Source organism: Carnobacterium sp., assembly GCF_045617425.1.
Classification (GTDB): Bacteria; Bacillota; Bacilli; order Lactobacillales; family Carnobacteriaceae; genus Carnobacterium_B.
On record NZ_JAZLIO010000009.1, the window covers coordinates 420,558 to 443,883 of the forward strand.

The 23,326-nt window shown below is 34.4% G+C and carries 20 protein-coding genes and 1 pseudogene; 2 read left to right on the forward strand and 19 right to left on the reverse strand.

The annotated features are described in order from the left end of the window. Positions 1-23: 23 nt before the first annotated feature. From ACKI3H_RS05270 to arcA, 13 genes and pseudogenes are all read right to left on the reverse strand, one after another. A complete protein-coding gene (locus ACKI3H_RS05270; RefSeq protein ID WP_407371226.1) occupies positions 24-1,376 on the reverse strand; it encodes a PTS ascorbate transporter subunit IIC in 1,353 nt (450 codons plus the stop codon). A gap of 44 nt (positions 1,377-1,420) precedes the next feature. Continuing rightward, entirely contained in the window at positions 1,421-1,702 is a 282-nt protein-coding gene (locus ACKI3H_RS05275; RefSeq protein WP_407371227.1) for a PTS sugar transporter subunit IIB, read from the reverse strand. Next, positions 1,702-3,744: a BglG family transcription antiterminator gene (locus ACKI3H_RS05280; protein WP_407371228.1), complete on the reverse strand. Its 2,043-nt coding sequence runs from the start codon at positions 3,742-3,744 to the stop codon at positions 1,702-1,704. Before ACKI3H_RS05280 ends, ACKI3H_RS05275 begins: the two co-directional genes overlap by 1 nt. Positions 3,745-3,944: 200 nt before the next feature. Continuing rightward, complete coding sequence (locus ACKI3H_RS05285; protein WP_407371229.1) at positions 3,945-4,604, reverse strand: undecaprenyl diphosphate synthase family protein; 660 nt, start codon at positions 4,602-4,604, stop codon at positions 3,945-3,947. Between the two features lie 121 nt (positions 4,605-4,725). Beyond that, complete coding sequence (locus tag ACKI3H_RS05290) at positions 4,726-6,135, reverse strand: glycoside hydrolase family 32 protein (protein ID WP_407371230.1); 1,410 nt, start codon at positions 6,133-6,135, stop codon at positions 4,726-4,728. Between the two features lie 40 nt (positions 6,136-6,175). Next, positions 6,176-7,561 (reverse strand): annotated as a pseudogene (locus ACKI3H_RS05295) (sucrose-specific PTS transporter subunit IIBC); the annotation flags it as partial. 221 nt (positions 7,562-7,782) lie between these two features. Continuing rightward, entirely contained in the window at positions 7,783-8,778 is a 996-nt protein-coding gene (locus ACKI3H_RS05300) for a LacI family DNA-binding transcriptional regulator (protein WP_407371231.1), read from the reverse strand. A gap of 30 nt (positions 8,779-8,808) precedes the next feature. Next, complete coding sequence (locus ACKI3H_RS05305; protein ID WP_407371232.1) at positions 8,809-9,669, reverse strand: ROK family protein; 861 nt, start codon at positions 9,667-9,669, stop codon at positions 8,809-8,811. A 218-nt stretch (positions 9,670-9,887) separates the two neighbouring features. Then, positions 9,888-10,592 carry a Crp/Fnr family transcriptional regulator gene (locus tag ACKI3H_RS05310; RefSeq protein ID WP_407371233.1) on the reverse strand — a complete coding sequence of 235 codons (705 nt, stop codon included), beginning with the start codon at positions 10,590-10,592 and terminating at the stop codon, positions 9,888-9,890. 146 nt (positions 10,593-10,738) lie between these two features. Continuing rightward, positions 10,739-11,680, reverse strand: a complete 942-nt coding sequence (arcC, locus tag ACKI3H_RS05315; protein WP_407371234.1) for a carbamate kinase — start codon at positions 11,678-11,680, stop codon at positions 10,739-10,741. Between the two features lie 15 nt (positions 11,681-11,695). After that, complete coding sequence (gene arcD / locus ACKI3H_RS05320) at positions 11,696-13,123, reverse strand: arginine-ornithine antiporter (protein ID WP_407371235.1); 1,428 nt, start codon at positions 13,121-13,123, stop codon at positions 11,696-11,698. Between the two features lie 134 nt (positions 13,124-13,257). Continuing rightward, positions 13,258-14,274, reverse strand: a complete 1,017-nt coding sequence (argF, locus tag ACKI3H_RS05325) for an ornithine carbamoyltransferase (protein ID WP_407371236.1) — start codon at positions 14,272-14,274, stop codon at positions 13,258-13,260. Positions 14,275-14,317: 43 nt separating this feature from the next. Continuing rightward, complete coding sequence (arcA, locus tag ACKI3H_RS05330) at positions 14,318-15,559, reverse strand: arginine deiminase (RefSeq protein WP_407371237.1); 1,242 nt, start codon at positions 15,557-15,559, stop codon at positions 14,318-14,320. 240 nt (positions 15,560-15,799) lie between these two features. Here arcA and ACKI3H_RS05335 point away from each other — a divergent pair, with 240 nt between their 5' ends. Beyond that, complete coding sequence (locus ACKI3H_RS05335) at positions 15,800-16,318, forward strand: arginine repressor (RefSeq protein WP_407371238.1); 519 nt, start codon at positions 15,800-15,802, stop codon at positions 16,316-16,318. 77 nt (positions 16,319-16,395) lie between these two features. On the opposite strand, the gene ACKI3H_RS05340 is transcribed toward ACKI3H_RS05335, so the two are convergent. From ACKI3H_RS05340 to ACKI3H_RS05350, 3 genes are all read right to left on the reverse strand, one after another. Beyond that, positions 16,396-16,827: an organic hydroperoxide resistance protein gene (locus tag ACKI3H_RS05340; protein ID WP_407371239.1), complete on the reverse strand. Its 432-nt coding sequence runs from the start codon at positions 16,825-16,827 to the stop codon at positions 16,396-16,398. Continuing rightward, a complete protein-coding gene (locus ACKI3H_RS05345; protein ID WP_407371240.1) occupies positions 16,820-17,263 on the reverse strand; it encodes a MarR family winged helix-turn-helix transcriptional regulator in 444 nt (147 codons plus the stop codon). Before ACKI3H_RS05345 ends, ACKI3H_RS05340 begins: the two co-directional genes overlap by 8 nt. A gap of 95 nt (positions 17,264-17,358) precedes the next feature. Further along, positions 17,359-17,781 carry a secondary thiamine-phosphate synthase enzyme YjbQ gene (locus tag ACKI3H_RS05350; protein WP_407371241.1) on the reverse strand — a complete coding sequence of 141 codons (423 nt, stop codon included), beginning with the start codon at positions 17,779-17,781 and terminating at the stop codon, positions 17,359-17,361. A gap of 104 nt (positions 17,782-17,885) precedes the next feature. Between ACKI3H_RS05350 and ACKI3H_RS05355 the strand changes: the two genes are divergently transcribed. Further along, complete coding sequence (locus tag ACKI3H_RS05355; protein ID WP_407371242.1) at positions 17,886-18,329, forward strand: YaiI/YqxD family protein; 444 nt, start codon at positions 17,886-17,888, stop codon at positions 18,327-18,329. Positions 18,330-18,599: 270 nt separating this feature from the next. Here ACKI3H_RS05355 and ACKI3H_RS05360 read toward each other — a convergent pair whose 3' ends face one another. The 3 genes from ACKI3H_RS05360 to ftsE all read right to left on the reverse strand — a co-directional run bounded on the left by ACKI3H_RS05360 (position 18,600) and on the right by ftsE (position 23,219). Then, a complete protein-coding gene (locus ACKI3H_RS05360) occupies positions 18,600-20,294 on the reverse strand; it encodes a methyl-accepting chemotaxis protein (protein ID WP_407371243.1) in 1,695 nt (564 codons plus the stop codon). A gap of 231 nt (positions 20,295-20,525) precedes the next feature. Beyond that, positions 20,526-22,163 (reverse strand): methyl-accepting chemotaxis protein, encoded by a 1,638-nt coding sequence (locus ACKI3H_RS05365; protein WP_407371385.1) that lies wholly within the window; start codon positions 22,161-22,163, stop codon positions 20,526-20,528. Positions 22,164-22,502: 339 nt separating this feature from the next. Next, positions 22,503-23,219, reverse strand: a complete 717-nt coding sequence (gene ftsE / locus ACKI3H_RS05370; RefSeq protein ID WP_407371244.1) for a cell division ATP-binding protein FtsE — start codon at positions 23,217-23,219, stop codon at positions 22,503-22,505. Between the last annotated feature and the right edge of the window lie 107 nt (positions 23,220-23,326).

Genomic DNA, 23,326 nt, shown 5'->3' on the forward strand with positions numbered 1-23,326 from the left:
TTATTTTTCTCTTTTTTTTAGTATTAAACTTGTTTAGTTTCCATTTCAGTTTTTTTCTTTTTAAAAGGGATTGCCATTAACACAAGAATGACGATTAAACTAATAACTATAGCAATTGGACCTGCATAGTTAGCTAACGTGCCAAAGAATAGACCACTTACTCCAAAATCAGCATCGGAGAACGTTGTGCTTGCAAAACCTAACTCTCCTAGTACTGGCATTAAGAATAATGGTAAGAATGAAACAATCACACCATTAACAAATGAACCAGCCACTGATCCTTTAATTCCACCTGTTGTATTTCCGAATACTCCAGCTGCAGCTCCAGTAAAGAAATGTGGAACTACACCTGGCAATATAACTGTGCTTCCAACAGCTAACATAATAGCTAAACTAACAATTCCTCCTACAAAACTAGAAAAGAAACCAATCAATACAGCATTTGGGGCAAACGTAAAGATAATTGGAACATCTAGTGCTGGTTTAGCATTTGGAACTAGTTTTGTAGAGATTCCTTTAAATGCAGGAACAATTTCTGCTAGAACTAAACGAACACCAGCTAGAATAACAAATACACCTGCCGCAAAGTTACCTGCTTGAATCAATGAAAATACTAAAAAGTTCGTTCCTCCACTAAGTTCAGATTCAATAAATTCAGGTCCAGCAAAGATAGCAACGATAAAGTACATGATGATCATCGTAATCGCAATACTTACTGTACTATCACGTAAGAATCCTAGTCCTTTTGGAAAATTAATATTCTCTGTAGAATGTTCTTTATCCTTTTTAAAGATTCTTCCAACATAACCACTTAAAGCATAACCTACTGCACTAAAATGTCCTAGTGCCACATTGTCATTTCCTGTTAATTCACGCATAAATGGTTGAACGATAGCTGGAGATAAAGTCATAATGATGCCTAATGCGACAGAACCTGCAATAATTAGCGGGATTGTATTAAATCCAGCTACAGCCATTATTACAGCTAACATACAAGCCATATATAGGGTATGATGTCCTGTTAAAAAGATGTATTTAAATCTAGTAAATCGTGCAATTAAGATATTAGCAATCATCCCAAAAAACATGATCAAAGCAGTGTTTGTTCCATATTCAGTTAATGCTAATGCTACAATTGCTTCATTATTTGGAACGACTCCTGCAATATTAAAAGCCTCTTGGAACATTAGACCAAATGGTGCCAAAGACGTTTCTAATATTCCTGCACCGGCTTGTATAACTAAAAATCCAACAAATGTTTTAACAGTGCCTTTTATAACATCCGACGTTTTTTTCTTTTGAACCAAGAGACCTACAAGCGCAATAAACGCAACTAAAATGGAGGGTGCACTTAAAATATCAATTAAAGTATTCATTTTTTTATCTCCTATTCATTTATTAATTTCTCTTGCACAAAATCTTAAAGCACACCTTTTTCTTCAAGTGCTTTTTTTACTTTTTCTCTTAATTCATCAATATCAATGATACTGTCCAAAATAACAACATTTCCTAATTGTTCTCCACCTTCAGCAATATCTTTAGCTAAGAAAAAGATATCTGCATCTCCTGGTTGTGCAGAACTTAAGTCAGAATGTGAAACCTCTACATCTGTAACTCCTAATTCACCTAATACTTGATTAATATTCATTTCCACCATAAAACTAGTCCCTAATCCTTGTCCACAAACTGCTAAAATTTTCATTATTCATCTTCTCCCTTTTTTATAATACTAATAATCTCTTCTGCTGTTTTTGATTCTTTAATAGCATTTAATGTTGTATCATTGCTTAAAAGTTTCGTAATTTGTGCTAAAGCTTTCAAATGAGCTTGATTATCAATAGCGGCTAAACAAATAAAAATATCAATTTTATGCTCTTCTTTATCCAGTAGCAGTACAGGAGTTGTTGTTCTTAAAAATGAAATACCTAAACTATTCACACCCGCTTCAGGTCGTGCATGTGGAATTGCAATTCCTTTACCTATATGAATGTAAGTTCCAATTTCTTCAACATTTTTTATCATAGCTTCCACATATCCCGATTGAACTTTGTTAGAATCAACTAAAGGCTGAGCAGCCTTAGTAATTGCACTTTTCCAATCCATTTCTTGATTTGTAAATTGAATCATATCTTTAGTTAATAATTCTGAAAGCATTGGCTTATAAGCCCCCTTTTCTATTTCTCTTGAATGAATGAGAGTAATTAGTTCTGATAGTAGCTTTTTCTCATCTATTACTTCTGTATATTTATGAATTATTTTCATTAACTGATTAATTGAAATATTTTTTAAATTTAATCTTGGAAATTGAGTAGATACAGATTGAATTAGGTGATTCTTTTCAATATCTGTTAGTAAGGGTTTTACTCGGTAAACTGGTTTGATTGATATCACTTCTACTGTTGAAAAAATCAAATCATAATCTGTGATCGGAATATGATAAATTTGTTCAATTGTATGAACACGAGAGAATTGAATATTTGGAAACATGTCCTGCAATTGTGAACGGAGCATGATTGATGTACTAACTCCATTTGAGCAGATAACGAGTGCATTTACTTTTTCTGGTTTCTTTTCTTTGCTTTTTTCTAGGTAACCACCAAAGTGTAATGTAAAAAAACTTATTTCTGTTTCACTAATCATTTTTCCCGTCAAAGCTGATAATGGCTCTAAGGCTCTTTTAACAAATTCGAACAAATCAGCGTATTCTGTTTTAATTCTAGTTACCATAGGATTGACTAACGGAACGGCAAATGTAATTCTAAAAAATGCTGGAACAAGATGATTATATAAACTTATCTTTAGTTGTTTTTTGTAGTGCATGGGCAATAAAGTGCTTTTTTCAAATTCTTCAATAATTTGTTCTGCTAATTCCTCAAGAAAGGGGTTTTCGTTATCCTTTATTTCTTCTTGTGTGATTAGTAATTGAATAGTAAAAAAATACACCACAGTTTCATTTTTCCCATTAAACAAAGATGTCGCCAATTGTTTTCCATTTTCAAATAATAACTGTCTTTGTAATAATTGCTTTTCAAATTCAGTGTATTGCAATTTTTCTGTTTTATTTCTCAATTTAACGAAGAGAATATGCAGAATCATTTCTGCTTTTCTACTTTTAACTAGTTTTAATTGATTTTTTTTTACTAATCTATCGACTATTTGTTGAACGATTACAAGCTCTTCTTCTTTTCTCCAAGCTTTAATAATCAAAATAATCAGTTCTTTTCCTAACGGTTGGGATAATAAATAGTCAATACAATAGGAAGCGTATTTCCATTTTTTATTCTCAGTTCCCTTTAAGTGATACCCCTCCTTTCTGGAATAAACTAGACTGATATCCCACTCTTCACAGCTTAGTTTTGCTTTTTTCACATCTGTTAAAGCAGTGTTCTTACTTACACCCAACAATAATTGATAGTGGTAATTTGATAGTGCTTCACTTCTAATATAGGTATATAAGTAAATCAAAAGACTTCGAGTATCTTCAGGTATAACAAATTGCTTTGCATTGATGTTTAATGGCATTCCTATTTCGATTCGTTTCTTTAATATTTTGTCGATAAAGAAACTTTGATTTTCTATTCTAATCACAGGCAAATTCATCATTAGCAATGTATCATTGACCTTATCTAAATCATATTGAAGTTGTCTTTCAGTTAGATTTAGTACTCTCATAACTTCAAATTTACTTATCTTATCATGTAGCGTTATTTCTTCGAATAGCCTGTAAGCTTTTTCATCAAACAAAAGAGTACCTCCTCTTCATAAATCAACTATAATAGTCTACTCATTCTATATCAATGAGATTTAAACCCAATTTTTGTAATCGTTTTCTTTATTTGTTGTGCTCAACTTGAAATTCCACAAAAAAAAACAAACCTAACCCTAAAATCAGGAGCTTAGGCTTGCATCACTTTATATACAATAACATAATTTTGCATTTATTTTTATCCACCTAATGTAATATCTTGATCCTGGTACCATTGCAGTGCTGCATGTACTTGATCGAGATTATAATCCGGCCACATTTCTTCAGCTATATAAAAATCAGAATAGATGGATTGGATCGGTAAGAATCCACTTAATCTTCTTCTACCGCCCCAACGTATGATAAGATCCATTCTTGAGATATCTGAAGATGCAATATTTTTTGTAAAATCTTGTTTAGGATCAAAATCACTTTGCTTAATGCCATAATTTAAATCCCAATTCCAGCCATAATTCACTAAAAAATTGATTTTCATTAGTCCTTTTCCGAATTTAGTCCGTTTAGTATAAGGGAGTAATTCTTTTGGAAACAATGGAGAATTAGTATTTCCAACAACCAGCAGGTCTGCATCTCTATCTTTCAATTTATTGACTGCATCTACACAAGCCTTTTGGAAAGCTCTTGTTTGTTCAGCTGGTCTTTTGGTATTATCTACAGTAAAACCATAAAAAGTCATTTCTTCGATACCTAATTCTAAACAAAGATGATACAACTCTAATCCAGGTTCTATACCAAATTTGTAACCTTCTTGCTTTTTAAAACCATTTTCTTGAGCCCATCGCCTATTGCCATCCGGAATGATACCAATATGTTTAGGCAGACGTTTGTATGTTGCCATTTGATTTCCCCCTTTAACTCATCCTCTTATTATTGTAACTGAATTCGTGCTAAATAAATAATAAATTACTTTATTCTATGAAAAAACCTCTCAAAATAAATTCTTTTGAGAGGTTTTTTATTTAACTCTTGTCTTTCACTATAAATGAACGAAGAGTGTATCCAGTGATAGTCTTTTCTACTTTTCTATTTAAATACTTAAAGTTAAATGAATGGTTCATTTCGCTTGTAAAATATCTTAACGTAAACACTTCTTCTCCTTTATTCAAAAATATCTCTACCATTGAGCTTTCAATCAGTAACCGTAACTCCATCAAATCCTGTGTTAAAAAAGTTGTTCTTTCTTCTTTAACATTTGTCAGCCAATTGGTTCGAACAACGGTAATTTTTTTATTTGATGCTTGATAGTTAATCTCAATTTCATTTCTTAAATAAATAATAAAATCTGTTGCTGCTGCATCCCATTCAACAAGAATGTCTTGTTGGAGTGAAGATAACGTAAAACTTTCATCTTGGATACTTTTGCTAACTACCGACTTCGTTTCTCTTAAATGAGTTGTTTCAGCAATAGGGTATTGGATAAGTTTGCCCTTTTCATATGTCACTTCTCTTGGTATAGATAATGCATGCAACCAACCACTCTTTCTAGTAGGTACAGCTGCTTCTAATTTTGGTTCCATCACACCGACCCACGCATATAGAATCGTTCGTCCACCAGTATCCTTAAAAGTTTGTGGCGCATAAAATTCAAAGCCATAATCTAGTTCTTTAAACGGTTGATGATCTCTTATAAATTTACCGTTATCACACAATTCACCTGTGAAATAACCAGATTGATAGATATTATTGTATTTTTCTCCCTCTGCTGTTAAGCCTTGGGGAGAGAATGCAAATACATCTTTGTCATCAAATCTCAAGACATCCGGACATTCCCACATATACCCTAATGAGAGAGGTTCATCCATCAACGATCCAGTTAAGGACCAGTCGATTAAATTAGTAGACTGATACATTAATGCATCCCCAGTTAAGGTTTCTTCTTTTTGTGCCCCTAAGATCATCCACCAGTTTCCGTCTTTTCCTTGCCAAACTTTCGGATCTCTAACGTGGGCGGTGTAGCCTTTTATTGGATGCTCTAAAACCGGTCCTTTTTTTTCAAAATGGATGCCATCTTCTGAAATAGCTAAACATTGATAGCTTTTGCGTTCTCCATTTTTCCCCCGAACGTTTCCAGTGTAGAATACATACATTTTTTCTTCAAAAACAACGGCACTACCAGAGTAGCATCCGTCTCTATCATACCAATCAATAGGTTCTAATGCTGGCTGATGAGTTTCCCAACGGATAAAATCTTTCGTTGTCATATGACCCCAGCTTTTTGACTGGTGTGTTGTATCCGTTTGATTCCATTGATAGAAAACATGATAAATACCTTTATAGTACACGAGTCCGTTTGGATCATTTAGCAACCCATGAGGTGGTCGAATATGATAGCCCAACTCATATTGCTCCATTTTATTGGTTTGTTCCATATATCTAAACGTCCTTTCAGCCTTCAATTTCTTCTCTCATTTTGTCACTGTATCCAAATAAATAAGTTAATGTAAATGCTACAGCAATCGCGATAACATTTGTTAAAATATATAAAAGAATATGGCTCAGGTCATCTAAATACAGCAATATTCCTGGAATAACTGTTAAAGACATTCCTGTAGCTTCCAGTCCAACTAAGCTACCATAGAAACCACCGACTCCTCCACCAACTAATGCAAAGACAAACGGTTTAACATATCGCAAATTCACTCCAAATACGGCTGGCTCAGTAATACCTAAGAAAGCAGATAAGGTAGAAGGATAGGCTAATGCTTTTAATTTCTTAGATTTTGTCTTCATAGCTACAGCTAATGAAGCTCCACCTTGTGCCGCAACACTGGCTGTAATAATTCCGTTATATGGGTTCACACCAGTATTTGCTAGCAGTTGAATCTCCAAGAAGTTGAAGAGATGATGAATTCCTGTTACAACAATCAGTTGATTTATTGTTCCTAGTACCAACCCTGCCAAACCAAATGGCAATCCTAACACCCAAATAGTGGCATTTAATACAACCACTTCTAAAGAATGAAAAACTGGTCCAATTATAAATAATGACAAGATACTCATAATCAGTAATGTCATGAATGGCGTTACCAATAAATCAAGCGTTTCTGGTACCCGTTTGCGGATCCATCTTTCCAATTTTGCTCCTACAAAACCAGCAATAAAGGCCGGTAACACGGTTCCTTGATAGCCAACTACTGGAATGAAACCAAACATGGTGATTGGGTCTACTGTTCCACCGGCTACTTCATAAGCATTTGGAAGAGATGGATTGACTAGCATTAATCCTAAGACGATCCCAATGATGGGTGATCCGCCAAAAACTTTAAATGAAGACCAAGCAACTAAAGCTGGTAAAAAAGCAAAAGCTGTATCCGTTAACACCTGAGTATATAATAAGAAATTAGGGCTAATATCAGTTGGGACCATTCCAAAGACAGCTAAAACTTGTTCTTGGGTCAATAATCCACGTAATCCCATAAACAGACCTGTAGCAACTAATACTGGAATGATAGGAACAAATACATCCCCAAATGTACGAATGACACGTTGGAAGGCATTACCTTGTTTTTTTGTTTCCTGTTTCATTTCACCAGTTGATCCTTCATTGACACCTAAGCCAACAACTTCATCATATATTTTATTTACGGTACCGGTTCCAAAAATGATTTGAAATTGTCCTGAATTATAAAATGCACCTTTTACTTTTTCAATACCTTCTACTGTATTTTTATCTATTTTATTTTCATCGTTTACCATAATCCTTAATCTAGTTGCACAATGAGCTATAGAACGGATATTTTCTTTTCCTCCAACTGCTGCTATAACTTCTTTTGCTATTTCTTTATTATTCGACATGACTCTTCCTCCTTTTCTATTTTGGAACCGGTTTCTATTTTTAGTTTAACCGATTTCATTTGTTCTGTCTAGTTTAATGTATATAAAAATTCTATGACTACCTTATGAGCTAAATACGATGCACGTTATAGTGCATAAAGTCATTTGACTGCCATATCGGTTAATTAAAATGTATCTTATATCGATATAAAAAATCAAAAAAGTTCGATATAATGTCAAAATTATATCGAACTTTTTTGATAAGAAGTAGTTGATTCTCTCTTTACCAAAATATTAGGCAATTCTAAATTACGTATGCTGTCTTTACCTTCAATTAATTCAATGAGGTTCGCTACTGAAACAGAACCTAATTCTTCGTATGGGTATTTTACAGTCGTAATAGTTGGTGTAACAATGGAAGTAACTTCATAACCGCCAAAGCCAGATAATGAGAAATCAGTCGGAATACTCAGTCCTAATGTGTGAGCAGCTTTCATAACGGCTAACGCGATATTATCAGTTGCACACAAAACATACGTCGCCGTTGTTTCTGTCAATACACTCATCGCCTTTTCATACGCTTTTGAAAAGGAAAAACTAGTTTCAACAACTTCAACAGTCGTCTCTGGAGAGCATTTCAACGCATCTAAAACGCCTTTCGACCTCAACTGCCCAACTGCCTCATCTTCTTCAAGAACGGTAAAATATAAAAAGGTTTTGTGCCCTAAATTAGTTGCATAACTTCCCATTTTAAACCCAGCTTCATACTCTTGATGAACAATTGTATTTAATCCATCTGCAAATTGTCCCAGTAGCAGAACTGGAATATTGACGTCTGCGATTGCTTTTCTATGCGCTTGAGTTACAACCGTTGCCAATAAAATAATGCCATCCACTTTTTGTTTAGCCAAAGTATAAATATTTTCAACTTCATGTTCAACATTTTGATTTGTATTTGTAATAATTAATTGATAATGTTTATTTCTTAATTCTTCATCGATACTCGCTAATATCGTATTTGTTGCGAAGGAATCTAGTCGAGGAATGATGGTACCTATCATCTTTGTTTTTTTCGCTTTTAAACTTTGCGCAAAAGTATTCGGTGCATAGCCGGTCTCACTAACAATTTGATCTAACTTGGCCCTCGTTTTTTTACTAACGGATCCGCCATTCAAATACCTAGAAACCGTACTTTTAGCTACACCAGCTTTATAAGCGATATCTTTTATGGTTACCATCTTCTCACCCTACGTTTCTTTGATCTTTGCTCATAAATTTGCTTCAATAGCCATCAACAAGCAACCCGTTATTCCTGCATTGTCTTCAAGTTCTGGAGTTACAATGTACTCATCTAAAGAAGGAGTCGCAACATAACCAGCCATCAACTGAGTAAATTGTTCTTTAATCATAGCGAGCAATTGAGTTTGTTTCATAACCCCTCCGCCTAAAATAATTTTTTCAGGGCTAAGAATCAAGGTATAATTCACTAAAGCTTGTGCTAAATAGAATGCTTCTATCTCCCAAACTTTTTTATCTTCTGCTAACTCATGTCCTTTTTTCCCATAGCGTTTTTCAATAGCTGGGCCTGCAGCAACACCTTCTAAACAATTTCCATGATAAGGACAAACGCCTTCAAAATAATCATCAGGGTGCATGCTGACTAAAAGATGTCCCATTTCTGGATGCCCAAAACCGCTTAGTACTTTCCCATCAACTACAGCTCCACCACCGATTCCGGTACCAACAGTTAGGTAAAGGCAGCTTTCCGTTCCTTGAGCGCTTCCTTTTTTAAGTTCTCCGTAAGCGGCTGCATTTACATCTGTCGTCCAAGCAACTGGAATATCATATCTCTGTTTAACTGCTCCTAAGAAGTCAAAATTCTTCCATGCGGTTTTTGGAGTTGATGTTACATATCCATATGTAGCTGATTTTTCATTAACATCAATTGGCCCAAAAGATCCAATTCCAATAGAAGTTAATGTGTACTGATCAAAAAAGTCAAAAACTTGTTTAAGGGTTTCTTCTGGTGTAGTGGTAGGAATACTTATACGTTCTTTTATCTCTAATTGTTCATCGCTTATTGCACAAACAAACTTTGTTCCGCCTGCTTCAATTGCACCATACATCATACTTTTTCCTCCTAATGAATCTCCATAATAACTTTAGAAAAGGTTTTCTTAACCACCATATTACCACAGAATTTTTAAGAGTACTAGACGAGGAATTAATCTTTACATCCGTTAAATCAATCCTAATAAAAAAAGCTCTTCGAAGATGTTTCCTTCTTTAAGAGCTTTATAACTACTAGCTTATTTGATTTTTAAGTCACCGCTAGTATATTACTAATTTATTCTGTATAGGAGTTAAAATAAACCAAGTCTTTAAATACAAAAAGCTTGTGTTCATATTCTAGCTTTTTTGTTTCTTTTAGCTTTTTAATCGTGTTTCCTACCGTTTCTCTTGAGCATCCGCTCATATTCGCTATTTCATTGATCGTAATTGGATAAGGTATATTGACCATTGTTGGATTGGTATAATCTCCCAACTCTTTCATTAAATAATTTAATGTTTTAATGATACGATTTGTAGCATTCGATACGACTAAATATTGTAATCTTTCTTCATGACTTTTAAGAATTTTAGATAATTTATGATAGAAGAAAATCATTTGTTTAAGATTTTTTTCTATTATACTCTCAAAAAGAGTTGTGGGAATATAATACAGCTCTATATCTGTCACAGCATAAGCAGAGTAATGATAAACCTCATCGGAAAACATTCCACCATACGGGAATAATGTTTCCTTTTTCACATAGTCTGTGTACGTGTAAAAAGCACTTTCGTCATATTTTTCAAGTCTAACCAATCCATCGACTAAATAAAATATTTTTTCACGAATGTCTCCTTCGTCAAATAGAACTTGTCCCTTTTTATACTTTCGCAGATACATATTTTTTCGAAGAAGATTAAATTCGGGATCGGTAAATTCTGAAAAAATAGGCTTGTATCTTAGTTCATATAAGTTGATTAACTTTTTTTGAATGGTTGACATCAAAACACTCCTATTCATACTTTTCATCTTTAAACACTTGCCCATAGATAATTTATTCACAATATAAGTATAACACAAAAGTAAAAAAAGCCTTCAGATTAAAGGCTTTTTTTACTTTATTATGCATTTTTTAAATAACGCTTACATCACTTTATAATAATTGTTCCCGCACCTTCTGATAAAACGTATTCAATATTTTCTAAAGAGGTAACAATTGCTTTTCCATTCTTTGAATTTTCTACAAACGCAATTGCAGCCTCTACTTTAGGCAACATACTTCCTGCAGCAAATTGATGCTCAGCAATATAGCCTTTCATTTCTGTAACCGTTACTTTATTAAGTTGTTTTTGATTGGGTTGATTGTAATTGATATAGATATTATTGACGCCCGTCAACACTACCAGTAAGTCCGCTTGTATCAACTCTGCTAACTTTTGAGAGGCAAAATCCTTATCGATTACAGCTTCAATTCCTCTTAGCTCATTATTTCTTTTTACGACTGGAATACCGCCTCCACCAACCGTTATTGGAATGATTCCATTTTCTACTAATTGATTGATCACACAATGCTCTTTAATGCTGATTGGTTTTGGTGAAGGAACGACTTTTCGCCAACCTCTTCCAGAGTCTTCTTTAAAAACAGCTTGAGATTGTTCCATTTCTGCTTCAGCTTCTTCTTTCGACAGGAAAGGACCAACTGGTTTACTTGGCTGCTCAAAAGCAGGGTCTGCTTCATCAACAATTACTTGAGTAATCAATGAGACCACTTGTTTATCTATATTTCGTTTCTCTAAAGCTCGTCCAAGTGCATTTTGCATCCAATACCCAATACTTCCTTGAGTCATAGCTACACAGGTATCTAGCGGCATAGCTGGATTATTAGGTGTATCTCCTGCAATCTGTTGCAATAATAAATTTCCTACCTGTGGCCCGTTACCATGTGAAATAACCAAGTCATCACCATTCTCAATAAATTTCACCAAATATTCTGCTGTTTCATCAAGTGCTTGTTGTTGTGCTTGAGCACTTGCATCATTTGATAATATTGCATTTCCACCTAAAGCAACCACGATTTTTCTTTTTGTCATCATTATTACACTCCTCTACATATTACTAATATCAATTGAACCATTTGCAATCTGTATAACAGCTAGTATAAAGAGAAGCACAATGATCGCTGCTGCAATCCATTCACTCTTAGTAAATATTTTTTCTTTATTTTCTTTTTGTACCCAAGCGTAAATAATGATTCCTGGTGCGTACAACAACATGGTTAGCAGTAAATAATCCACTCCACCTGCATAAATCAACCAAATAGCATAAATACTCGCTACTATTCCAATAAAAATATTTTGGTTACGACGTTTTGTGTCACTTGTTTCCATCAATGACAGTTTTAACTGATAAAATGCTGTAAATGCATATGGAATTAAAATGGCTGATGAAGCCAATGAAAAAGCGAAATTGTAAGCTCTTGAACTGATTAAAAAAGTAAATAAGAACAATTGGATCAGTACATTTGTAAATAATAATGAATTAACGGGTGCTCCATTTTTATTTTCTTTAATAAAAAATTTAGGGAACGCACCTTGTTTTGCTGCTTGAAATGGCAATTCAGCTGCAAACATAGTCCAAGCAAGCCAAGCGCCTGATACAGAAATGATCACACCAATATTGATCAACACTGCACCCCATTTACCAACAACACTTTCTAACAAATAAGCCATTGCAGGTTGAGGCAAGTCAGCTAATTCTGGTCTAGTTAAAACAGCCATTGATAAAATCGTGGTTAGTAGATAAATAGCAATCACGGTGACTAAACCGATAATCGTCGCTTTACCAACATCAGATTTGTGCTTAGCTCGACCAGAGAAGACCACTGCTCCCTCAATTCCAATAAATACCCATACCGTAACTAACATCGTACCTTGAACTTGGTCCATTACTTCTTTAAATGAAAAATTTCCGGAGATTGTTCCCCAAAAGTCAGCTGTAAAAACATCTAATTTAAAGGCTACAAACATAGCTACAAAAAAGATGGCTAGCGGAATCAATTTTGCTGCTGTGACGATTGTATTGATAAAAGAAGCCGTTTCGACTCCTTTTAATATAAGTGCGTGAACCAACCAAAGCATGACAGATGCTCCGATAACAGAAGCTAAATTCTGACCGTCTCCAAAAATAGGGAAAAAATACCCAATTGAGCTGAATAGTAGTGTTCCATAAGCAACATTTCCTAAAAATGCTGACAACCAATAACCCCATGCTGAATTGAATCCCATATATTTTCCGAATCCTTCTTTAGCGTAACTATAAATCCCAGCATCCAAGTCAGGACGCTTAGCAGATAAATTTTGAAAACAAAATGCCAAGAATCCCATTCCTATGCCGGCTATAATCCAACCAATAATTACTGGACCTACAGAAGCTTCTACAGCCATATCAGACATTAAATTAAAAATTCCGCCACCAATAATTGAGCCTACAACTAGGGCAATTAAAGGAATTAGACCTACTTTTTTATCTTCCACGATTCTTCCTCCTCAGTTTTAATGACTTTACTGTGTAGCCTAAACTAAAGTGTGGTATTCGTTTGAACGTATGAATACAAGTATGAGAACGATTATTTCTCATACTTGTGGTTTCATACAATTTATTTTGTGACTTAGACTTTAGGAATGAATAAATTTCCTAGTGTCGCAGCCATAATAGCTTTGATAGAGTGCATCCGGTTTTCAGCTTGCTCAAATTGACGTGCATGTTTGCTTCTGAATGCTTCATCCGTAATTTCCATCGCATCAATATGGTGTTTTGCTTTTACGTCTCTTCCATAGTCGGTATTGGTATCATGAAAGGCTGGTAGACAGTGTAAAATAATCATGTCATCTTTTCCAGTTGCACGAACCATCTCCATATTTAACTGATAAGGAGTCAATAACTCGATCCGTTCTGCAAACTTATCTTCTTCTCCCATAGATACCCAGACATCGGTATATAACACATCTGCGCCTTTAACACCTTCTGCAACATCTTTTGTGATTATCAATTTGCTACCAGATTGTTTCGCAAAAGATTGAGCCATATCAACTAATTCTTTTTCTGGGAATAATGATTCAGGTGAGACGATTCGAATGTTTACTCCTAAAATTGCACCTGTGACTAGCAAGCTGTTTGCTACATTATTACGGCCATCTCCAACATAGGCTAACGTAAGCCCTTCAAGGTGTCCGAAGTTTTCTTTAACCGTCAAAAAGTCTGCGATCATTTGCGTTGGATGCCATTCATCCGTTAACCCATTCCATACGGGAACACCTGAAAATTCTGCTAATTGTTCTACAGTACTTTGTTTGAATCCACGAAATTCAATTCCATCGAACATACTTCCGAGTACTCGTGCTGTATCTTCAACAGATTCTTTTTTACCTAATTGAATATCATTTTTCCCAAGGTACTCAGGATGTGCACCTAAATCAATAGCTGCTGTAGTAAACGCAGCACGCGTACGAGTAGAAGCTTTTTCAAACAACAAAGCGATATTTTTCCCTTCTAAATAGTGATGTGGAATACCTCTTTTTTTTAAATCTTTTAAATGTGCAGATAGGTCGATTAAATACATCAATTCTTCTTTTGTAAAATCTTTTTCAGCTAACAAACTACGTCCTTGGAATACTTGTTTTGTCATTACTTATTCCTCCATATACTTAAATCTGATTTTAAAACAGTTCTTATTGTTTTGGTAAATCTTCACGAATCAAAGGCATACTCATACAACGTGGACCGCCACGACCTCTAGACAACTCACTGGAGGCAATCTCGATCACTTCAACTCCGTGGCTTCTTAACAAGGCATTCGAAACATAGTTGCGATCATATGTGACCACTACTCCAGGAGCGATAGCTAATGTGTTAGAGCCATCATTCCATTGTTCACGAGGTGCAGCAATCGCATCTCCGCCACCGCATGGAATCAGTGTCAATTTTGGTACACCAAGTGCTTCACGTAAAACTTCTTGTAAGTCTGAACGCTGGGTCATCTTCACTATTCCAGGTTCGTCACCTTTTTCTAAAATATAAGTGTCTACTTCACCATTATTTTTTTGTATGCCAGGATGGATAGTAAATTTATCATAATCAACCATTGTAAACACTGTATCCAAATGCATCATAGCACGAACATTGGGAATTTTTATTGCCAATACTTTTTCAAAATTGGAGTTGCGGTCAAACAATTCGATTGCTAGTTGTTCAATGGCTTTAGCTGAAGTTCGTTGAGAGATACCGATTGCAATTACTTTATCGTTTAAGACAAGTTCATCTCCGCCTTCAATTCGAGATGTATGATTACGATCTCGCCATACTTCTACATCTTGGTCAGCAAATCTTGGGTGATATTTCATGATTGCTTCAATAAACAGCGACTCTCTATTACGAGCTTCAAAAGCCATATGATTAATTGTTAGTCCATTTCCAATTGCCGCAGCTGGATCTCGAGTAAAATAAAGATTTGGCATTGGATCCATAAAGAATGGATAAACTTCTTCACTTGATACGTCTGCTAAATGATGGCTTTCAATACTGACATCTTTCTTCCTAATACCTGCCATGATAGCATCTACCATTTCTTGTGTGTCAAAACTTAGAAGATATTTCCTTAATCCTTCTTTAACACCATCCGTTTCAATATTTGATTCATCTAGAATTCTATCAAGAAATTTTTCTTTCATCTTACCAGCATCGATTGCTTCTGCTGTTAGTTTTTCCAAATACAGTACTTCAACTCCGCGGTCAATCAATGCTTGAGCAAAGGCATCGTGCTCTTTTTGAATAACTGGTAAATGAGGAATATCGTCAAATAACAAGCGCTCCATAATTTCAGGGGTCAAATTTTCTACTTCTTTTCCTGGTCTTTTCAATAATACCGTCTTTAATCTTCCAATCTCAGACATTACATGAATGGGTGTTGTCATTGCATTTAACCTTCCCTTCTTGATGCTTCTTATTGATTACACATCTATAATAACGTTTACCTTTTTTTTATGAAAGTTTAAAGTTCACACTTAAAATGTCGATTTCATCACATTATTTTTCTCATTTTTCATATATATTCTTTTTATAGAATATTCACTATGTAACGAATCTTTATACTGTATATGAATGTTCTTTATACATTTTTTATTAACTAACTTTTTTTTAAAAGGTGGAGAAATATGAAGAAAAAAGATCGCTTATTTACGATAAAAAAACTTATTCTCAATCACAGTATTGCTACACAACAAGAATTAATGAATCACTTGCAAAAAGAAAATATCCAAACTACTCAAGCAACTCTTTCTAGAGATATAAAAGAATTAAATTTAATCAAAGTAACACAATTAGACCGAACAACAAAATATACATTTTTCCATGACACTTTTCTCGAAAAGAGTCTGTACTATAGACTTGAAAAAGCGTTACATAACTACGCAGTAAGCATAAAATGTATTGGTTTTTTTGTTATCCTTTTTGTTCGTCCTACTCATCCAAGAATTATTGCTTCTCTGATTGATGAATTAAAGATACCGGCCATTGCTGGTACAATTGCTAGTTTTGATACTTGTTTGATTATTTTAAATACGGAACAAGAAGCTCAACTATTGTGTGCTTGTTTGTCTGATATTATTCTTGAGCAATCTACTGATGATTTAGAAAAAAAACTAGTTCCTTTATTTCAAAAAAACTTTACATAAAAACAAAAAAACTAATCTGAACAAAAGGGATTCTTACATCTCACTTTTTTCAGATTAGTTTTTAGTTTGCTACAATTTTATTTGTATTCTATCGCTTTTATATCAACATCAATGTTGTTTTGAACAGCTTTAGAATATGGACAGAATGCATGTGCTTTTTCTGCTAATTCTTGAGTTGTTTCTATGCTTTGTCCTTCAATAGCAACTGTCAGTACTACAGATAATTTAACACCGTTGTCTGTCGGATCTGAATTTAAAGAAACATCAGCTGTTACTTCTGATTTAGCTTCAATTTTAGCTTGTTTGATCATTATTTCAAGTGCTGAATTGAAACACGCACTATAACCTAAAGCAAATAATTGTTCTGGGTTGCTACCTTGTCCTGGTCCGCCCATTTGTTTTGGAGTCGATACTTTTATAGAAAAAGAACCATCGGGTAAACGGCTTTCTCCGTTACGTCCCCCCGTGTTGATTGCTGTCGTTTGATACAATACTTTTGATTCAGCCATTATTTATTCCTCCTAAAATTTCTGTTAATTGATTGATTTTTGTTAATAGGTCAAAATAATCTTTTTCTTCCAAATTTAATAGGGACAGGCAGGCAGAAACTTTTTCTAATAACTCATCCTTTAAATTATCAGCTTTTGAAGTAGTCGCAATAATTACTCTTCTTTCGTCTTCCGGATGACGATTTCGAGTAATAAATCCATTCGCTTCCATTCGCTTTAGCATCGGTGTTAAAGTTCCACTATCCAGTCCAAGTTTTGTTCCTAATGATTGAACACTCAGGCCAGATTCTTCCCATAATACAAGCAATGTGACATATTGAGTATACGTAAGAGAAAAGGGTTCTAATACCGGACGATAAAGTTTCGTAAACTGTTTCGATAAAGAATAAGTAGAAAAACATAATTGTTCTTCTAGTAAAAAATCGTTTCCTTCCATTCATGTTCCTCCTAAATAAGTTGCGCACAATTAAATTGTACGCTATTTAATTTTAAATTACAATACTTTTCATCTATTCCAAATTTTTTTTCTTTCTATCCTTCAATGATTTTTACCATGAAATTTCGCTCCCTAGGTCCGTCAAATTCACAAAAATAAAGACTTTGCCATGTCCCTAAAATCAAACGTCCCTTAGAGATTATTAAGGTTTCACTTGCCCCTAGAACGGATGATTTCATATGCCCATCTGAGTTTCCTTCCATATGTATATACTCTTCTTTATTGGGAAACGTCTGATTCAAACCTAAACTCAGATCCGTTTTAACATCTGGATCTGCATTTTCATTAATAGTAATCGCTGCTGTCGTATGTGGGCAAAAAACTAACATTAGTCCATTCTTTATCCCACTTCTAGATAAAGCTTGTTGCAAATATTCATCAATGTTTATAAACGATTGTTTTTTTTCTGTTGAAAGTTCAAATGTATAAAGGTTATTGGTCATATTATTCAGCTCCATTTCCTCTTTACCTCCATCATACAGTATTCTAAAGTAATCCTAAACATATACGCTAGAAACTGATATACTAAGAGAATAAAAATAAGTAGAAAGTCGGTGAAATCTTGCAGATTTATATCGATGCAGATGCCTGTCCAGTAAAAAATATTATTATCGAAGAAGCCTTAGCAAAGAACATTCCTGTCACACTGGTGACAAGTATTTCGCATTTCTCAACCAAAGAGCAACCTGTAGGAGTAAATACCGTATATGTTGATACCGGAGCTGAAGCTGCAGATTATCGGATCATAAAACTAATTGAAAAAGGCGATATCCTTATCACACAAGATTACGGATTAGCTTCATTAGGATTAGGAAAAGGGTGTATTGTTCTTCATCATACAGGATATATGTACACATCAGAAAACATTGACCAATTGCTGCAATCTCGCTATTTAAGTGCCATGGTTCGAAAAAGTGGCAAACGAACAAAAGGCCCAAAACCATTCACAGATGAAAATCGCAGAGAATTTAGACAGCGGTTCAAAGAACTTATTTCTACTCTATAAAAAAAATTCTTATTTTGATGGTCTCTCCATCAGAATAAGAATATTTTTTTGGACCACTTATTTTTCGCTTACTGAAAGTTCCACTCTTCCATCAACTGCCCTTTCATGGAAGAGTGGAACCTAAAAATCTCTTTACTCGTCTATGAAACGACTCTTCATGGATGAGTGACACCTAAAATGAACTTCACTTATCCATGAAAGTTCATTTCACGTCTAAGTAAGACATTAAAAAGATCTCACTCTTCCGTGGAAAAATGAGATCAAAAATTTTTAAAGTTTAAAGTGACTAACCATTTCAGTTAAGTTTTCAGCAAGGTTGGCAAGTTGTTCTGAACTTCCTGCAACTTCCTCCATAGAACTCGTAATTTGTTGTGAAGCTGCAGATGTCTGCTCAACTCCAGCAGCCGATTCTTCTGAAACGGATGCAATTTCTTCAATAGAGCTATTCATGATCTCACTGTTAACTTTTATGCTTTCTAAGTTATCAGAGATCCCTTTGATTCCATCTACCATAATAGTAACAGAAGCATTGATTTGATTAAACGTTTGACCAGTCTTAGCAATTTGACTTGTTCCTTCTTCTACTTCAACATAACCCGTTTGCAACGAATCACTTACTCGTTTCGACTCCGTTTGTATCTTTTCAACAAATCCAGTAATATCTGCGATTGAAACGGCTACTTGTTCAGCTAGTTTACGGACTTCATCTGCAACGACAGCAAATCCTCTACCATGTTCACCAGCTCTTGCTGCTTCAATAGCTGCATTTAAAGCTAGTAAATTAGTTTGATCGGCAATTTTTTGGATGATCACGACTAAATTATTAATCTCTTGAGTTTGATTATCTAAAGTAGCCATTTTTGCTACTGCGTCTTGAACGATTTCATCAATTTTAGCCATTTGACGGCTAGTATCTTCCATATATTGCTTTCCTTCAGTTGTCATAGATAAAACACCCATTGATGAATCTTTGATTTTTTCACCATTTTTATTTGTACTTTGTACTTTTTTCGTGAAGTTTTCCATGACAACAGCTAAATTACTGGCAGTTGTTGCTTGTGTTTCTGATCCTGTAGCCAACTCTTGCATCGTTATGGCTACTTGTTCAGACCCTGATTTCACTTCACTTGCTGATTGATTTAGTTCTTCACTATGACTGCTTAAATCTTCTGAAGCTTTTGCAATGCCCTTCATAACACTTTTAACCGTTTTTTGCATTTTATTCATAGAGATACTTAATTTGCCTGTTTCATCTTTTTCAGTTATTTCTAAGGGCTCTGAACTAAGATCTCCTGCAGATATACTCTGCATTCTTTGCATCACTACATTAAGCGGTTTTACAATGTTATTAGAGGTCAAATAAGCTACAACTACTGATAAAACAGCAACCAGCATCATTATAATAACACCTATTATTGATACACGTTCCCCGTTTTCAATAACTTCTTGACCAATAGTGTTAATTTCTTGTTCGCGTTCTTCAGCTAATTCAGAAAATCCTGCAACTAGTTCTTTCTCAATTGGTTGTGCTTGTCCTACCATAATTTCACGGACACTTTCCATATCCTCATTATCATAGGCTGCAAGAGCCTCATCAGTCAGCATGCCCCACTCGATTTTTTTACTGATCAACTCATTTAATTTTTCAGATTCACTTAATTCTAATGCTTGATTTTCTAGTGCAATACTTATGTCTGTTTCATTTTCAAATTCTTGTCTATATGATTCATCCTCATATAACATGAACCCTCTCATCAAACTAGTTCGTTTGTTCATATTCGTTGATAATTTTTCGTTAACAATTAACAGCTCCATCTTTTGTTCCAATATCATTTTTACTGAATCATTTGTTTTGTTTATTGAGTTGATTGTGTAAATGCTTAATACAAGCATTAATACGATCGTAACTCCAAAACCTGCTAAAATCTTTGCCCGAATACTTTTAAACTGAAACCTCTTTTTCATTTTTTTTGCTCCCTCTTATTTGTTAGTTGATTTAGAACTGCTCCCTTATGCGGAACTCTTAACCCCTAACTCCCTGTTTTATTCTTAAAGAATTCTTCCTTTAACGCTATGCCTTTACTAACAGGCAACCCTATAGTTCCTATTCCTTCAAGCAACTATTTGCCGATTCATATAACGAGGCTGGAAAATTTTTCCGGCCTCTCTTTTTATTATCTATTATTTCTCACTAGTTTAGAGTTTAAATTCATCCACCATATCCGCCAAACCTTTTGCCAAATCAGCCAATTGTTCTGAATTTCCAGCAACTTCCTCCATTGAACTAGTGATTTCTTGTGAGGCAGCTGATGTTTCTTCGATTCCAGCAGCAGACTCTTCTGAAACAGATGCGATCTCTTCGATTGAACTATTCATAAGTTCACTGTTTGCTTGAATACTTTCTAAGTTAGTAGAAATATCTTTAATACCTTCTACCATTTTAGTAACAGAATTATTGATTTTATTAAAGGTTTCACCAGTCTTTTTAATTTGACTGGTTCCTTCTTCAACCTCGGTATAGCCTGTTTGTAAAGAATCGATTACTCTCTTAGACTCATTTTGTATTTTCCCAACAAATCCAGTGATATCTGCGATTGAAACGGCTACTTGTTCAGCTAATTTTCGTACTTCATCCGCCACAACTGCAAATCCTCTTCCATGTTCGCCAGCACGTGCTGCCTCAATAGCTGCATTTAAAGCTAACAAATTGGTTTGATCAGCAATTTTTTGGATGATGACAACTAAATTATTGATTTCTTTTGTTTGATTATCTAAAGTGGCCATTTTAAATACCGCGTCCAAAACGATTTCATCGATCTTAGCCATTTGGCGACTCGTATCTTCCATGTACTGTTTGCCTTCATTAGTCATAGATAAAACGCCAATAGAAGAATCTTTGATTTTCTCACCGCTCTTATTGGTCGTTTGCACTTTTTTAGTAAAGTTATCCATCACAACAGCCAAGTTGCTTGCTGTTGTTGCTTGTGCTTCAGATCCAGTTGCTAATTCTTGCATAGTCGTGGCTACTTGTTCAGAACCTGATTTCACTTCATTAGCAGACTGTGTAAGGTCATTGCTGTGATTCGTTAACATTTCAGATGCCATTTTCATGCCTTCCATCACTTCTTTTTCCATAACTTGCATTTGATTGATCGCTATAGCCAATTGACCAGTTTCATCTTCTGATGTTACTTCTAGAGGTTCAGAAGTTAGATCACCATAAGCAATAATATTCATACGTTCCATCACTTTTTTTATTGGTTTAGTAATAGAATTAGAAGTTAATAAAGCAATAGAAATTCCGAATAAAACTACTAACAAACTAATGATAACAGTTAAAATTAAAGACTGTTTTCCTAATTGCATTACAGAGTCTGCTTTATCATTGATAGATGCTACTCGTGAAGTTGTAAGTTTTTCATAATCCTGTATTAGAGCATTAGAATAAGGTTCTACAGAAGAATGAAGATAACTAGTTGCTCCCGTAACATCTCCTTTATCATATCTTCCAAAAACATCCGTTATTACTTGGTCTTCCCAATCGCTTGTTTTATTAATAACTTTTTGTACTTCTTCTGATCCAGACAGAGTTAAAAGTTGTTCTTGATACTCTTTACTTTTTTCCGTATATTGATCAAATAAATTTTTATACATGGTATCGCCAAACAATATGTACCCTCGTGCTGCTGCTATTCTTTGTGAGATGCTTAAACTCAATTGATCATCAGCAATCAATAACGTTAGTTCTTCATCCACCATTTCTTTTGTATTACTATTTGTATTTATAATATTAACTATTGTTATTGTAGCCATAATAATTACCAAACCTATCACCACCACAAACGGCAACAAAATTTTAGCTTTTAAGCTTTTAAAGTCAAGTATTTTCTTGAATTTACTCAAGTCAAGACTTCTGAAATCTATTTTTTTCATTTTACTCATTTTCTCTTTTATACTATTTTGCACTTGGTCATACGTCCTCTCATTGTTAAAATTTCCCCTATTCTTGAAAAATCCTTTTACGTATTTCTTTATCTTTTACTATATCGGTATTTTCCAAGAATACTTAACGAATAATATAGTTTCTTTTCAATTAATTTTCAAAAAAAAAAAAGATGCCTTTAGCATCTTTTTTTTTTTTGAACCTCTCTCTTATTAAACTACCTTGTTACTTTAAACAGCCACATATTCGCCTAATGAACTATCATATTGGATTACGTCTTCATCTTTCTTTTCATCCCAAACGATTTTTCCTTCTTCAATCTCTATTACGCGATTACGGAATTTATCTACTATTCTGCGATTATGTGTAACCATTAAAATCGTTGTTCCTTTTTGATTGATTCGGTAAAATAAACGCATAATCTCTAAAGCAGTTTTAGGATCTAAATTGCCTGTTGGTTCATCTGCAATAATTAATTTGGGCGAATTGACGATTGCTCGTGCAATCGATACTCGCTGTTGTTCTCCACCAGAGAGTTCTGTTGGTTTATCATTCGCCTTATCTGCTAGTTCAACATAACGTAATGCCTGCATCACTAATGGTTCAATTTCATCCGGTTCAGTTCCAATGACTTCCAATGCATAGGCGATATTTTCAAAAACGGTGCGATCTAACAATAATTTAAAATCTTGAAAAACAACACCAATCTGTCGTCTAAGTTTAGCAATATCTTTTTCTTTGATTTTAGATAATAGTTGTCCACAGACTTCTATTTGACCTTTAGTCGCTTTTTCTTCTCTATACAATAATTTTGCTAATGTTGATTTTCCAGAGCCGCTTGCTCCTACCATGTAAACAAATTCTCCATCTTCAATGGTAAGATTAACTCCTCTAAGAGCTTTTACACCTTTAGAGTAATTTTTTACGACATTTTTCATTCTAATCATGTTTTATCACCTGATTTACCTCAAATTCTTCCCTGACGTCATTATCAATGCGTCAAACCAAATCCGATAGTGCATGTGCCAAAGTTATCATCTCAGACTGTTGTTTC

Bases quoted from the DNA above. Each gene is read 5' to 3' on its own strand.
- ACKI3H_RS05340 (WP_407371239.1), bottom strand. From the start codon at position 16,827: ATGGCTGAATCAAAAGTATTGTATCAAACGACAGCAATCAACACGGGG.
- ACKI3H_RS05305 (WP_407371232.1), bottom strand. From the start codon at position 9,669: ATGATGTATGGTGCAATTGAAGCAGGCGGAACAAAGTTTGTTTGTGCA.
- argF (WP_407371236.1), bottom strand. From the start codon at position 14,274: ATGACAAAACAAGTATTCCAAGGACGTAGTTTGTTAGCTGAAAAAGAT.
- ACKI3H_RS05345 (WP_407371240.1), bottom strand. From the start codon at position 17,263: ATGGAAGGAAACGATTTTTTACTAGAAGAACAATTATGTTTTTCTACT.
- ACKI3H_RS05270 (WP_407371226.1), bottom strand. From the start codon at position 1,376: ATGAATACTTTAATTGATATTTTAAGTGCACCCTCCATTTTAGTTGCG.
- ACKI3H_RS05300 (WP_407371231.1), bottom strand. From the start codon at position 8,778: ATGGTAACCATAAAAGATATCGCTTATAAAGCTGGTGTAGCTAAAAGT.
- arcA (WP_407371237.1), bottom strand. From the start codon at position 15,559: ATGACAACACCCATTCATGTAATGTCTGAGATTGGAAGATTAAAGACG.
- ACKI3H_RS05285 (WP_407371229.1), bottom strand. From the start codon at position 4,604: ATGGCAACATACAAACGTCTGCCTAAACATATTGGTATCATTCCGGAT.
- ACKI3H_RS05360 (WP_407371243.1), bottom strand. From the start codon at position 20,294: ATGAAAAAGAGGTTTCAGTTTAAAAGTATTCGGGCAAAGATTTTAGCA.
- ACKI3H_RS05275 (WP_407371227.1), bottom strand. From the start codon at position 1,702: ATGAAAATTTTAGCAGTTTGTGGACAAGGATTAGGGACTAGTTTTATG.
- ACKI3H_RS05290 (WP_407371230.1), bottom strand. From the start codon at position 6,135: ATGGAACAAACCAATAAAATGGAGCAATATGAGTTGGGCTATCATATT.
- arcC (WP_407371234.1), bottom strand. From the start codon at position 11,680: ATGACAAAAAGAAAAATCGTGGTTGCTTTAGGTGGAAATGCAATATTA.
- ACKI3H_RS05350 (WP_407371241.1), bottom strand. From the start codon at position 17,781: ATGGAGCTGAATAATATGACCAATAACCTTTATACATTTGAACTTTCA.
- ACKI3H_RS05335 (WP_407371238.1), top strand. From the start codon at position 15,800: ATGAAGAAAAAAGATCGCTTATTTACGATAAAAAAACTTATTCTCAAT.
- ftsE (WP_407371244.1), bottom strand. From the start codon at position 23,219: ATGATTAGAATGAAAAATGTCGTAAAAAATTACTCTAAAGGTGTAAAA.
- ACKI3H_RS05310 (WP_407371233.1), bottom strand. From the start codon at position 10,592: ATGTCAACCATTCAAAAAAAGTTAATCAACTTATATGAACTAAGATAC.